Source organism: Thioclava sp. F42-5 (assembly GCF_002213195.1).
Taxonomy (GTDB): domain Bacteria; phylum Pseudomonadota; class Alphaproteobacteria; order Rhodobacterales; family Rhodobacteraceae; genus Thioclava; species Thioclava nitratireducens.
Genome location: NZ_NBNZ01000005.1, coordinates 289,946 through 303,313, shown reverse-complemented (window position 1 = coordinate 303,313; position 13,368 = coordinate 289,946). Strand labels below are relative to the sequence as shown.

Annotated in this window: 10 protein-coding genes; 6 read left to right on the top strand and 4 right to left on the bottom strand. The window is 59.1% G+C overall.

The window, feature by feature from the left end:
• Window positions 1-220: 220 nt before the first annotated feature.
• From B6V74_RS14880 to B6V74_RS14870, 3 genes are read right to left on the bottom strand one after another with little or no spacing between them, the layout of a single operon-like run.
• Window positions 221-1,132 (bottom strand): U32 family peptidase, encoded by a 912-nt coding sequence (locus tag B6V74_RS14880; RefSeq protein WP_240497115.1) that lies wholly within the window; start codon window positions 1,130-1,132, stop codon window positions 221-223.
• Between the two features lie 5 nt (window positions 1,133-1,137).
• Window positions 1,138-2,136 (bottom strand): peptidase U32 family protein, encoded by a 999-nt coding sequence (locus tag B6V74_RS14875; protein WP_088723239.1) that lies wholly within the window; start codon window positions 2,134-2,136, stop codon window positions 1,138-1,140.
• On the bottom strand, window positions 2,133-2,660 hold the full coding sequence (locus B6V74_RS14870; RefSeq protein ID WP_088723238.1) for an SCP2 sterol-binding domain-containing protein: 528 nt from the start codon (window positions 2,658-2,660) through the stop codon (window positions 2,133-2,135). Before B6V74_RS14870 ends, B6V74_RS14875 begins: the two co-directional genes overlap by 4 nt.
• Before the next feature lie 160 nt (window positions 2,661-2,820).
• On the opposite strand from B6V74_RS14870, the gene B6V74_RS14865 reads away from it, so the two are divergent.
• Window positions 2,821-3,234 carry an Rrf2 family transcriptional regulator gene (locus tag B6V74_RS14865; protein WP_075777667.1) on the top strand — a complete coding sequence of 138 codons (414 nt, stop codon included), beginning with the start codon at window positions 2,821-2,823 and terminating at the stop codon, window positions 3,232-3,234.
• Window positions 3,235-3,594: 360 nt separating this feature from the next.
• Here B6V74_RS14865 and B6V74_RS14860 read toward each other — a convergent pair whose 3' ends face one another.
• A complete protein-coding gene (locus B6V74_RS14860; protein ID WP_168184234.1) occupies window positions 3,595-5,700 on the bottom strand; it encodes an LssY C-terminal domain-containing protein in 2,106 nt (701 codons plus the stop codon).
• Between the two features lie 372 nt (window positions 5,701-6,072).
• On the opposite strand from B6V74_RS14860, the gene B6V74_RS14855 reads away from it, so the two are divergent.
• From B6V74_RS14855 to B6V74_RS14840, 5 genes are all read left to right on the top strand, one after another.
• Entirely contained in the window at window positions 6,073-6,615 is a 543-nt protein-coding gene (locus tag B6V74_RS14855; RefSeq protein ID WP_088723236.1) for a phosphatase PAP2 family protein, read from the top strand.
• Window positions 6,616-7,130: 515 nt separating this feature from the next.
• Window positions 7,131-9,077, top strand: a complete 1,947-nt coding sequence (locus B6V74_RS14850; RefSeq protein WP_088723235.1) for a hypothetical protein — start codon at window positions 7,131-7,133, stop codon at window positions 9,075-9,077.
• 67 nt (window positions 9,078-9,144) lie between these two features.
• Entirely contained in the window at window positions 9,145-9,696 is a 552-nt protein-coding gene (locus tag B6V74_RS18815; protein ID WP_146694567.1) for a hypothetical protein, read from the top strand.
• A gap of 118 nt (window positions 9,697-9,814) precedes the next feature.
• Window positions 9,815-11,740: a hypothetical protein gene (locus B6V74_RS14845; protein WP_146681612.1), complete on the top strand. Its 1,926-nt coding sequence runs from the start codon at window positions 9,815-9,817 to the stop codon at window positions 11,738-11,740.
• Complete coding sequence (locus B6V74_RS14840; protein ID WP_088723234.1) at window positions 11,737-13,281, top strand: hypothetical protein; 1,545 nt, start codon at window positions 11,737-11,739, stop codon at window positions 13,279-13,281. Before B6V74_RS14845 ends, B6V74_RS14840 begins: the two co-directional genes overlap by 4 nt.
• The last annotated feature ends 87 nt before the right edge of the window (window positions 13,282-13,368 follow it).

Genomic DNA, 13,368 nt, shown 5'->3' with positions numbered 1-13,368 from the left:
GCGGCTTCGATGTGGCGCTGACAGGCGTGTGCCTCCTGTTGCTGGTGCTCTATCTCGCGCCACTGGGGCTATAGGGAACCCGCTGGTCTGTTCGGTAACGACCATCGAGCTTGCATATGCAACGCTCGCTTGATGCGCTCTGCTCCTCGAACAACCTGATGTGAGCCGGTCCGAATGGACACCCTCCGTTGCGCGAATTTCGCGACGAGAGGTGCGGGCATCAGGCCGTTGCTGCCATGTCGATCCGACGATACCCAGCTTCGCCGTGATAGAAGCCGTTACTTAGTCCGACCTCCCCGCACATGGTGGCAAGGCGCGCCTCGGCTTCCGCAAGGGGCACTCGCGCGTCGAGAGCGTCGCGAAATACTTTGGCCACGGCGACCATGTCTACCGTCTGCGGCATCAACCGCAGATGACTGACCCCGTCGGCCACGAGCCGCGCACTTTCTGGCAGGAGGTCGATATAGCTTTCCGAAAGGGTCTGGATGCCATTCACCCGCAAGATGGGCTTGTCGTCGCGGGTGCGCAGGGGCATTCCATCAAGGTCCGCCTCGCAGATGAACTGGCAGTTATCCTTGGTCCGGCCGTGGGCGCGGGCGTGGTAGCAGCGCGCCGAGACGGCGAGTGAGGCACGACCGAACACCTGCACCTCGACACCGAGCCCGAGCTTGCGCGCGGCGCCCGCTGCGACGGCGATAGCCGAAGCCGGCATCTCTGACGGAAGGCAGACATGGGTCGCGCCCTGCTTGGCCATCCACGCGATTGTGGCCTCATTATAGGCATTCATGAATGGCCCGATACGATGCGGGCGCTTTCCCCGCACAAAGAGCCCCGCCGCATTGTTGATCTCGATCTCGGGCGTGTCCATCTCGGCGAGATCGCCAGTCGCCTTGCGCTCGCGCTTGAGCATGACCTCCGCCAACGTGGACAGGATCACTCGTTTGCCCGCCCGTTCCAGCCGATCGATGATGGTAGGCAAGTCGGCCTCGTGGAAGGGCGCGCGCTTGGAGCAAATCACCTCGCCCAGGTAGACTTCATCGACCGGGGCTTCATCGGCGATGCGCGCATAGAAGTCGCGGCGTTTATCTGCGGGCCAGTGAAAGGCGATGGGGCCGAGGGTCAGTTTCGTCATATGGTTCACCGCCATTTCTTGGTCTGGAAGGCACCTTGTGTCTGTTTCTGCCCTTCCGTCAGGGCGACAAGATCAGCCATGTTGGCCTCGCGTCCGGCGCGGATGTCGTCCACCGCCGCGCGAAAAGCGCTCACGACCCCCCGCACGTAGCTCTTCGACCTCTGCCGGCCCTCGATCTTGAACGCGTGGACACCCGCGTCGATCAACTCGGGCAGCAGGCGCGAGAGGTTCAGGCTCACGGGCTCCTCGAAGGCGTAGTAGCCTTCAGGCCGATGAGGTGCGGTGTAGCGACCCTTGCAGATGGTGGGATAACCCGCTTTTTCATCCGGACCGAAGCGGTCGATGGTGAACCCCGCAAGCCGCGAGGACATGGACCCGTCCGGCTCACGCACGTAATCGACATCCGACGCGGGCGAACAGACCCCGTCCATGTTGGTCGATTGGCCCGTGAGGTAATTGGTGAGACTGCACCGCCCCTCGACCATCAAACCATGATTGCCGAAGATGAAAGTCTCGATTTCGCAGGGGATTTCCTTCCGGATATGCCGGATCTCCGGGATCGTGAGGATGCGCGGCAGAACCACACGCTTGACGCCGAAATTCTCGCAATAATAGCGGATCGCTTCGGGGCTGGAAGCCGCGGCCTGAACCGACAGATGCAGACGGATTTCCGGATAGGTGCGCGCGATGTAATCGGCCACACCCATGTCCGCGACAATGAAGGCGTCGACGCCAAGCAGGGCGCCGGTTTCGGCGGCCTGCCGCCAGAGGTCCACCTTGCCCGCGGGCGGATAGGTGTTGAGCGCCAGCAGAACCTTCGTGCCGCGCTCATGGGCATAGGCCACTGATGCGGCCAATTCGTCAGGCGTGAAGTTCAGCCCCGGAAAATTGCGCGCGTTGGTGGCATCCTGAAAGCCGCAATAGACAGCGTCCGCTCCGGCATCCACGGCGGTCCGCAGGGCGGCAGGTGTCCCTGCGGGGCAGATCAATTCGGCAAGGCTCATTGGTTCTCTCTTGTCTCGATTTCGCCGTGATACGCTCGCCGAAGCCGGGTGAGGACCGCGCGACCCGGGCGGCCGAACATCGCCGCCGTTTCTTCGGCGAGCGAGCCGTCCATGTCGTCGAGCGCATTGCGCAGTCGCACAACCGCCTCGGTATCGCCGCTCACCTCGAGATCGCGCGAGAAGAAGGCCGCGTCGCCGTCATGTTCAGCATCGATCAGTTCCAGCAGCAGCATGAACCGACCGCGGATCGTAGCCTCTGCGTGCTGCAGGCCTTCGCGGGGAACCGCCCGAAGGAGAGGTGCCTGCGGGTCGGGTCGCAGATGCAAGGCAAAGGGCAACTCCTGCGGGTCGATCAGGAAATCGGTGCCCTGATGTGGGCCAAGGCGGGCAAAAAGCGAGGGATGCCGTTTCGCGATCCGGCGGACGATCCGCGTCAGGAATGGCTGTACGACAAGGCAGGAAAGCCACGCGCCAACCCGGTTGCCGTGCGACTGCGAGAAGGGAGTTTCGTTGCTGATACTCATGCGCGGGTCTCGACTTCGAACTCTGCGTCTGGATTGTCGTGCATCGGCGCCCCCTCTCACGTCCTCCCGGCATCTTGCGCGGATTGGAATGAATTGGTATTTTTGATGCGCATATCATCCGCACAATGCGCACTTCAAATACCAATTAAGGATTGCGACAATTCGCCTCACTTCCTTCACCGATTATGGCCTGCGCGTTCTGATGCGCATGGCAGGAACCCCCGAACAGCCCTTCACCACGGGCGAGCTGGCTGAAGAGTTCCGGGTCTCCCGCAATCATTTGGCCAAGGTGATTTCGACCCTTGCGGCGAACGGTTGGCTGGAAACGCGACGTGGCGGAGGCGGGGGCGCGATCCTGGCCCGACCGCCCGAAACTATCAGGCTGGGTGACGTGGTCGCCGCACTCGAAGGCGATCAAGCGATCGTCGAGTGCTTTGCACCCGAGGGGAACACTTGTCCCCTGACCCCACAATGCCGGCTCAAAACTCGATTGGCCACTGCCAACGCGGCGTTCATCGCCGATCTAAATCGCACCACTCTGGCCGAATGCATCTACCGCCCTGAAACTGCCTGAGCCATCCGGCGTACGGCCGAAACGGCCTGTGTCTTAGATACGCCGGCGTGGCGCATCTGCATCGGGCGCCACACTCTGAGAAGCCGACTTTATCAGCTTATCGGTCTTTGGCGCTGGGTGCAGCGAATGATCGCTTCCCGCCCTGACCTACGGACCCGTCGCGGTCGGCCCAAAGGGGTCATTGATGAACGCTGCAGCTAATGTCTGTTTTGCCTTCGGTTTCACGACGCGACGCCTTGCGATGGCGAGGAAGGAAGTCGACTCTTTGTGTTGTGCCTTTGCGGTGCCCTCGATGATCGAACTTCTACTATTTCGACGCACGTTGGTCGGAAGCGCCGAAGGCTCGGCGGCGCTCTATCCTCAGCGCAGCGTTAGTATCGCCGCGATGCCGTCCGAGAACCATGGGTCGCCAGCCACTGATTGCCCGAGCCGTGGTTGCGACAGGCGGAGGGTGCTGCTGGCGGCAACCTGATTGGCGTTACGAAGATCTTTGACCAGCCCATCGCGCTCCGCGTCGACATTCGGGTCAATGTGGTGCAGCAAACCCCAGTCGACGCCCCAGTTGAGTCCGTCGTCAAAACTTGCGGCGCCGACAAATAGGCGTTGGCCTTTGGCGTTCACGAAGTTCGTTCGCCAAAGCCGAATGTGATGGCGCTTTCGCAAAGTGGCGTCTTGGGTCTGCTTCTGGAAGGCCAAATCATTCGGCTGATTATCCCAGAAATATGGAGTCACCGGAGCGGTAGCGTCGGCACCGTTGCTCCAGGCAGCAATCGCTGCACGCGTCAGCGTCGCCAATCCGGGATCTGCTGCCCGCACCCAGCCGGCCTTGTCGAGCGCCTTCTCTACCTCCGCCTCATCGCGCGCCAGAAGCATTATGTTGATCGGTTCAAGGGCCGTTCCGGCGACGGATTCCGTGCTGCCGGGCAGACGGCCTGAGCCGACGAGCGCGTCCACCGTGTCGAATTTTATGTCTGCCTGGACCGGGATCGAAACGTTGCGCGCCTTGTCATAGTTCACGATTGGCCACGCAGCTGTAGCCACGCAGACCGCAGCGAGCCCGAAGGCCGCAATTTGCTTGGGTCCACCTCTGTTCGGGGAGGGCTGCAACGGCCTGCTGTCGCGCCACCATTCTGACACGGCGACGCCCGCCAGCAGCCAGATCGCGCCGACGAGCCAGCCGTTCAGAACGTCGGATAGATAGTGTTCTATGAGATAAATCCGGCTTAGTCCAACGAAGAACGCCAGGGTGACAGCGGCCACCAGGGCCGCTGGTGCCCGGAACAACTTCACACGCCAAAGGATGAAGAATAGAAACCCGTAGAAGGCGACCGACAGCCCCGCATGGCCGGAGGGAAAACTTCCCGAGACCTCAGTGAAATAGCCGAGGTCGGAGCGCGGGCGGTGGAAAATACGCTTGAGTAGATTCACCGATGCGAGATCACCGCCCAGAGCAACGCATAGACCCACCAGCAGGTCCGGGCGCCGCCGCTCCAGGAGGAGAGCTCCAGCCGCCGCGCCAACGAGCCCGATGACGCGCCAATCGCCGAGCGCGGTTACATGCGCCGCGAGACGCAGCAGTTCCGGCGACCAGAAGGCGTGGATAAGGTTTGCGAGCCGTGTGTCCACAAGAACGATAGGTTCGGCCATTAGGAAGTCGAAGACCGACCCGAGCCAAATCCAAAGAATATAAAAGGTCGCGCAACCCAGAAGCGTAGCCGTCAGGCCGGAAAACTGCGTTCGGTCGAACCGATGCGCGAGGAAAGCAGCAGTCTTCGGGTGCCGCTTCGACCACTTCTGCACGTCGGGATTCTCGCGGATGGCGTGGCCGATTGAGGTGAAGAGCGAGATCATGAAGGGCATCAGGCGCAAGATCCGCAAAATCACCCACCAGAGCAGCAGCAATGCGACGAGGACCACCACGGCGAAGAGACCGAGCCGCGAGGCGTATGGGCCCAGGCTCGATGCGACATGCCCGATCACAAAACCGAAGCCGACATGCGCGAGCGCGTAGGGGAAGCCGCTGATGGCATTCCATAAAAGGAAGCGGCGTCGCGGCATGCCAGCGGCCGAGGCAGCAAGCGGGACGAGCCCGGATACAGGTCCAAGGAAACGGCCCAGCACCAGTGCGAATCCGCCATAGCGTTCAAAGAGCCGGACCGCTCGACGATAACTCTTTGAGTCCTCCAGTTTCCTGCGTTTCTCGATCCCACGGCGCAACCAGCGGCCGAGCCAGAAGCTGATTTCGCCGCCCACAACCGAACCAATCGCGACGAACCAGACCAGATCGAGGAAATCGAGTGCGCCCTGCTGAACGAGCAGGCCGCCCGCATCCACAACGAGGGTTCCGGGAATGATGATGCCGGTTACGAAAACTGCTTCGAAGAGCGCGGCGAATCCTATGATCCAGTAGGACCAGAGCCCGAAGCTCTGGAGAGAAGGCAAGATCTGGTCGAGTGAAAATCCCATGCCAGAGTAATACGTTGTTATGAAGTCGGTGTCATGCCTATCGCGAGGCGCTCCGCAAACCGGGGGATATTTGTGAGCGGTAGGGACAGGCATCGCTTGGAGAGCTACAATTCGGCCGCGCTGTATGATATGCGGCGCATTCATTGGTGCTTCCCGACGCAATCCAGAGGGACTTCCCAGTATCTTTCCTGGGGTTAGGATTTGGGCTTGGCTAAGGACGATGAGACCGAGACGCGGGGGAACACAAGTTCGCCAGCTATTTCGTTCAGCCCGTGCAATCCATGAACGATGCCACTAAGCCCGAAAAGATGATGAAGCAGGTGCCCTTCGAGTTGCCTGCCGCACTTCAGCTTGTTCGATGAAAGGCTCGCAATGGACGCAGCGATTACTCACTGGATCAATTCCTTCGCGGGCCACAACGCCTTTGTCGATCAAGCAATGATCGCAATCACTCAAACGGGTGTGCCCTTCATCGTGCTTGTCGTCGTCCTGCAATGGTGGAGCCGGGAAAACCGGCAGCATCTGCGTCATGTTGCAATCTGCGCCGGGCTTGCGTTCCTTCTGGGGCTTGCGATCAATCAGGGCATCCTGCTCTTCATCCACCGCGTGCGCCCATATGACGCCGGAGCCTCCAACCTTCTTATCGCCAAGAGCGCCGACTGGTCTTTTCCGTCCGACCACGCCACTGCCTCGATGTCAGTCGCCATGGCATTTGCGCTTCAGAAGCTTCCGCGACGGGCGCTGGCATTCTTCGCGATGGCTTTCCTCATCTGTCTGTCGCGCGTTTACGTCGGCACCCACTACGTCACCGACGTTCTGGGAGGCGCCGCCACCGGGATCGTGGCGGCAATCGTCGTCCGGACGCTTTATCGAGAAAACAGCAAATTCGATCGTTTCGCGAAAAGCATCCTTTAACAAGATACACTCTTCTCTGCGGAGCAGTCGTTCATCGATGGCGCAGCGAATGGCCGCTGTCCGCCCTTCCTCCCAGGTGACCGTGCAGGCGCAGCATAGATTGAGCGCGTGCGGCGAACGGCCGGAAGGTCCCGCTTAGCTAACACTCAGCGGGATCTCGACGCCGCATACCCGCCCGATCGACCGGTTCGCGGAAGCTGCACCGCAGAGCTCTGCCACCGTCCGCGTGGACGATCCGCCAGGCGGGGTGTCGCGCGGTGAGCCGAGGTCCTCCGGAAGACCGGCGCGACGCAAGAAGTATCCGGTGCGGCTTCAGTTTTGAACGAGACGACCGACAGAACGCGGCAGATGTTTCTGTCCGAGAACAAACGACCAATATTCTACGCATGAATGTTACGAGCATATATCAAGCTCTCTCGAGCTCTCACCCGCCTGCCGAGCTTTTGCGAGCCGGTAATCCCTTCGTGCTTTGCACATCTCTCACCCTCCTTTCTAAAATCGAGAGCGTGCCACTCATGATGATGTCTTACAGCGGGACCGAGCTATCTGAACGATTTCCATCGAACGAGATTCCAGCTCGGGCTCAGCGGGTCTTCAAGTGCGAACTGACCCGCTACCAATCCTGGCGGAGGCGGATTCTTGACCTTCAATTTCTCGCCTCCGGGGAAGTTGTCGATTCTGACCCAATCGTCGCGCTCCAGAGGCTCGCACGTCTCGAGATCAGCGATTGGGCCGTCAACCCATTCTATCTGCTCCGGAAAACTCTACCCGACGGCATCAACCCTGGCCAAATTGATAGAGATCTTGCGATCCAAATAAATGCCCGTTTGAGCGGTGGTGACCGGATGTACTTCCGGAGTGCTTGTCGAGTCTTGGATCGCTTACAAGGCAGTACTTTAGCGAAGAGCACAGGTCTTCTTCCGGATGAAACGATCGGGCCGCTTCCGCGCGCCAAGGATCATCGCGCAAATGCGCCAATGCCGGAACGGCTTGAGCAGGAGTACCAAGATGCCCCCGCCTCTGTTCGGATGGCTCTTGCCTTCGTGTATCGTGTGGCGGTGCTGTGTGAGCTTTGCGAAGCATCGGTCAACATCTCCCCGAAGGAACTCTTGACCGAGCAGACGCTTAAGGCGCTTCGCGGGATAGAACCAGCGGAGCTCGGGTTTGATCGGCCGTCGAAGAAGACTCTTGAGGACTATCTAAACAGGCTAATTCGACACTTCAGTATCCCCGATTTCGGGCGAAGTCAGTATGCCGAGACTGCGGAGGCCAAAGCCTGGTCGGAATTCAGACGAGAGCTAAGCAATCGGGACATGACATCGCTCAAAAGCAGGATCGAAACGGTATCGAAACTTGCCATCTCTCATGGTCTTGCTCCGCATGAGTTGACGCCCGCATGGTTCGCTCGCACCTGCATCTCTCTCGAAGGTTATATCTTTGCGCACTTTCGCACTGGAGCTTTCGCGATAGATGCTCTTTTCGAACACGAAGACTTCCCACGCGAGCTTCTGCCTGAACAACCAAGCGGCTTCGTTAAGCATATGCCGGCGCATCGAGAGAAGGACAAATCGGCTGCGGTGGCTAAACCCGCAAGGCGTGCCGATCCCGTCCTTAGGCGCTGGGCTTCATTTTTCGAAAAGCTGCGACAGGTCGGTTTCACAGAGAACGAACTGAATATGTTGTCGGCGGTTCGTGCGGTATCTGTGAATCGTGGCATTCCGCCAAGGACCGTGGACCGAGACTTTTTAATCGAACTGCTCGACACAGTGCCCACGCGACAACGGGCGCGGGTCCATGGTGCGGCGCGCGCAATGGATCGCGCTGCGGGCTTCATTGAGCTCGCAACATATCGACCCGAAGAGTTGGTCGGCCCTCTGCCGGATGGCCGCTCATCCTTCGAGGAACTGCCTGCTGGTCTCTCGACGGAACTCGGTCAGTTGGTTGCAAGGATCGGATACGGAGACAGTACCAAGCGCTCCGTTAAAGCCGCAGCTAAAGCACTTTTCAGGTCAAGCGCCGCGAATGGTCTTTCAAGTACACCTTCAGTTGCCGAACTGCTTAGCTGCGATTTCGGTAACCTTGCCTCGTCTTCTAAAACTCAGGCTCAGGCGCCTCGCTATGAAAGAACCTTGATCGCACTGCGTGACTTCATCGATTTGCCTTGGACGGAAGCTTGGCGGGAGCTTTACGCCGCAGCAAAAGACGCAGGGTGCTCTCCTGGGCGCAACCCTGTCCCGTGTTTGATGAAATATGCTGGCGATCGTTCTCCAGAGCAGCTGAATGTTCACTGGGTACAGTCTGTAGAACGGAAGCTCAGGCGACCGAATGAGTTGTCGGTCCATGGGCGCGCGGATCTTGCGAAGACTTTTCTTGCGAATGTCCAACGTCTCGAAGACTTGAGATCTCAGCCCGGGTTCCGCGGTGGCCCTTTGCTTTCTGAACCACGGTTGCTTCCAAGATAGGCGCCGTTTCCCTTTTTGTTTCCGCGAAGGCTGACCTGAACCCATCTCCTGAAAAAGGAGATGGCTTATGTCGTTCGAACTCTATCGAGATCCGATTACTCCGGCGAAACCCGCCGGGCTCAACACACAGGAACTGCGCCTTTACCTCGGTGTCGGTCGCAATTCGGTAACCGACATCACCCAGCGTTTCGGTATCGATAAGATCCACGGACTATACCCTGAAGCCAACGTTTGGCGCCAATTGTTCGGCATCGCGCCGAGCGATGACGCAACGAAAGCGCAGCTAAGAGAACCCCTCGCGGACATCGCTTGGGTCAGCCGGATGACGGGTGTCCCCCTGTCAACACTTCGAAATTCTCTCCGGAACCAGCAGTGGCGCTATGATTACGGCGTACAACTCGGACGAGATGATGGTGAAGCTCGTCCGCGTCTCCGACGTTGGATTCCTGCGCTGATCCGCGCCCAAGCAATCGGCTCGCCTGCTCCGTCTTTCACAGTCACGTCTACCGGTCTGCAAAGCCCGTTTCCTGATCCAATGCAGCGACGTAAAGACGCTGAAACTCCGGAAACGAGTGTGTTTTCAGCTCTCTTTGGAGCTGGTGCCGAGATTTCCCGATAACGCTCGAAATAACATCCCACGGCAGGTTTTCGGCACAGGTAAACTCCCCGGTTTTTATTATCGCGATCCCGATAACGGCCAATCTTCCCGATAACGACACCACCAAGAGGACAAGAAATTGACCGTCAACGACCCAACGATGCTCGACATTCTCCACTTCGGCCAAGCCCTGAAGAGCGGCACTGAGCGGCAATATGCGAAACACTTCGAACGATTGTTCCGCAAGCGCGGATATCTGGAGCGCCATCTCGAAACGCTCGAGGGGTCCTTGGAGATCTACCTTCAGGTCGCCCCAAAATACCGGAAAGGAGATGCTCGCTTGAACGCGAGGCTTCTCGACTGGGGCATTACGCCGCGGACCTACAAGCAATATCAATCCGACGGGCGGCGGATGGTCGAAACCTTTACGGGAGAGCTTCAGGCCCGGCGTGCACGTCAAGAACGTCAAGACGGTTTCGCGCAGCTGCGGGCGATCCTTCCCGATCTGATCGACGCTGCCTTGGTCAAGGAGAGACAAACCTTCAACCTGCCCAAGCTTGTCGACTTGGCTCGTGCCAGAGGTTGGGACATGTCCGATCTCACGCGCGATCGGATCATCTCACTGCGCGAGGATTGCTTCAACACTGACGAGTGGAGCCGTATCAAGCAAGCAGCTGCATTCTTGGACTACCTTCGGCAGTTCCCAAACTGTCTTCCGCTCCTGCCGCACGACGAGTTTGGCACTCTCGCCGGTGTCCTCCGCCTCGACACTCAGCTCCCCGCGTTTCTGGACGAGGAGGCCAAAACCTGGGTTCGGGACGCAACGGTCGTCTACCATGACGACATGCTCACCGAAGAAGCGCGCTGCGCAACTGCCAAGGAATATTCGGAAAGTTGCAAGGCCGTTTATATTGCGTCTTTGCGCACCTATATGCGGACGGTCCAGGCCGACTGCGATCTTGCGAGCGTCAACGGTCTGACCGCCTTGTTCCGATCTGACTTGATCGAGAAGACGCTGATCCGTCTATGCAAGAAGTCTGGCACCTCGGGCGGCCTCGCCCCGCGCACCCTGTTCTCCTACGCGTTGAACCTGAAACGGACCCTATCCACGCAGGGTCTTTCGGAGGAGGCAGACAAGGTCGAACGGCTCACGAAGACACTGCCGGTTCTGATCGAAGGCCAAGCGGCCAGCAAAATGATGTCAGCTAAAGTTGAGGTCTGGTGCAGGGACCTTCTGAATGACCCCGTCGCCATGGAGCTATTCGAGACTCAGCATTTCGCCTACGCCGAAAAGGCGCTTGCGGCGCTGGAACTGGCAGAGATTGAAGGCATCGACCTTCTCGCCTACAGCCGATCACCTGCCACGCAACCTCTCACTGCGGACCAATGGCGTCTTGCTGCTAAGCTTCTGCGGCAGGCCAGGATGTATGGAGTCTGTGCCGCATTCGCCGCGATCGAACTCGAGGGGGCGCCGTTTCGCAAATCGAACGTCATTTCTGACTTAAGGCTCTCAGATCATCCTCAGACCTTCTACGATCATCGCGTAGACAAGACCCGCCCGCGTCTGGAAATCCACATTCCGAACGAACTCCTCAAGAACGGGGACGCGATGACACTTCGCAACCAACACTTGCCGCGTTTCGTCTTCGACAGGGACGGGCTCGGCGCCGAAGGCTATCGCATTCTGTCTTTCTACTTCTCTCGCATCCGTCCCCTGTTCGGCGGCGCGGCTCTCTCGGATCATGTCTTTCCTGCACTCGAAGCCGAACCCCGCGCTCTCGTGCTCTCGACCTTCGACGGCTGGCTTGCCGAGTGCTCCACGCACATTGGGCTGCCGCTGTTGCCCCACAACTTCCGTCACGGCATTTGCACGATCGAGATCTTCCATGATCCGACGTGCTATCCGGAGCTCGAAACGCTGACCGGCGACACCGAAAAGACGCTGCGACAGCACTATGCGTTCATCGACCGCGATCGGCAGACCCGGACCTTGCAGCAAAAAAGGTTTGAGCGGCGCGCCCAAAGAATGATGGTCTCGCCACAAGTGACGGCGGCACAGGCATGAAGATCCACGAGATACTTGCGCACCCCGTTTGGAAACGTCTTGCACAACTGCCGGGTTTTGCGGACTTGTCCGAACCTTCAATCAAGACCGCGAACGGATTCTTCGAGTTCCTCATGGCGCATAATCTTTCGTCACCAACCGCAGGCGATATCCGAAATTGGCTCGGGGACAGCCCGGAACCCGAACGTGCGGTCTGGCTCGATCATCTCCAAGAAGTCTTTGCAGTTTGCCAGCCGTCGTTTCTGGGGGAAATCCGTCAGGCGCGCCGATCCTCGAAAGCTAAGCGGGATAAAAATGCGTCTGACAAAACGACGGGCTACCAGCCGTCGCGAGTGCGGAAACACGATGTCTGCGTGCTTCGACCGACCTACGAAGCGCGGGGGTGGGACCCCATTGCCCCGCCGCAACAACGCGCGCCGAAAAGACGCCATGTCTCCGTCCGGCCCGACAGTCTCCCTTTGGGCTATCAGAGCGAGTTGCGCCGCGCAGCTGACGGGCTGCCGGGCCAAGAAGCGGGCATGCAGGTGCCCGCCCGCAGCATGGTGTTGAGAATGCGCGAAAAGCTGTGTCAATACGCTTGGTCGGCAGGGAAGCGTGAGCTCGATGCAGAGCTTACTTTGTCAGGAATCGACGGATATCTCGAGGACTTGAAGACACGGCTCATGCTGCGGCCGCAAGGGCTGCGATGGGCGACTATGCGCGCCACTGTCGATGCGCTCCTGCTGTTTTCCAGATACAGCGGAGCTCCAAACGAGATTACACGGCATCTCAGTGCTTACTGTCGAGATTATGCGGTCCGGGAAACCGGTCAGCGCGCCCTCAAGTTTTTCGCTCTGGCGCGTACCGGGAATTCTACCGATCGGGTCCTCGATATGGCGGAGGCACTCCTCGCCGGCGCCGCCGCTGAGGAGCATCCCAGGAAACGGCACCAGATGCGCAACGGAGCGACAATCCTTGCGGTCTTTGCGAACGCGCCGCTTCGTAACGCCTCGGCTCAGCTCGTGTTTGGCGAGACCCTGTTCTGGGAGCGCGAAGAATGGGTGATCCGGACCGAGATTCAAAAGACCCATGCTCGGCGCCCCGAAGTCTTTGAATTTCCGATTCACTCGGAGGTCGGGCGCTTCATCGACGCGCTCGTCCTCGGCGACGCTTCCCCGGTCATGCTCACCACCTTAAGGGAAAGACTGATCCGGGAGAGGCGCCAACTTTTCGTTTTGCCGGATGGTTCTCCTGCCGCCGCGACATACGTCCCGCGTGTGTTCCAGGCGCTCTCAGGCAACAGCTTTACCACTCTTCGTGTCATGCTTTATTCGGACGCCATTGCCCATCACGGTGTTGCCGGGATCGAACTTGCAAAGCCAGCAGCGCATCATGCGAGCACCGAGATCGTAAAACGTCACTATATTGCCGAGACGGTCGCGGAAATCCACGCGAACAAAATTCGAAACCGGCGAAGTATGAGGTTGGCGGACAGGCTTTCCGAAGGCCGCCACGATCTCATGGCGGCCCTTGAGGAATACGGGGAGAAAAAGCCGAGATGACGTGTTCTCTATGAATCGCGTAGCGATCTCAGCGGTAATGGTGTCGTTCAGTTGGCCCGCTGTATCGGGATCATGGAAGCACCATTT